The sequence below is a fragment of the Streptomyces niphimycinicus genome, assembly GCF_018883605.1.
GTDB classification, from domain to species: Bacteria; Actinomycetota; Actinomycetes; order Streptomycetales; family Streptomycetaceae; genus Streptomyces; species Streptomyces niphimycinicus.
The window spans coordinates 1-249 of sequence record NZ_JAHLEM010000778.1; the positions used below are offsets into that span (position 1 = coordinate 1).

1 protein-coding gene is annotated in these 249 nt (G+C 77.9%); it reads left to right on the forward strand.

From position 1 onward, the window contains the following. Positions 1-33: 33 nt before the first annotated feature. The coding region (locus KN815_RS42510; protein ID WP_372458623.1) for an SAV_915 family protein at positions 34-249 on the forward strand (216 nt) is incomplete at its 3' end.

Genomic DNA, 249 nt, shown 5'->3' on the forward strand with positions numbered 1-249 from the left:
ACACGCTCCCGGACGAGCAGTTGCCAACCCCCCATGGCGGCCGTACCTGCCGTCGGCTTCTCCACCCGGCAGCGGCTGACCGCCGTCCTCGGCACCCGGCAGCCGTGGATCCGGCTCGGCGAACCGGCGCTGCGCGCCCTCACCGAGCCGCTCGGCGCCACCTCGCTCACCGTGGACCCGCGGCTCGCGGTCCGCGAGGTCGCGCGGCCGGTGCCGGAGCGCCGCGACGACACCACGCTCGCCCGGCGC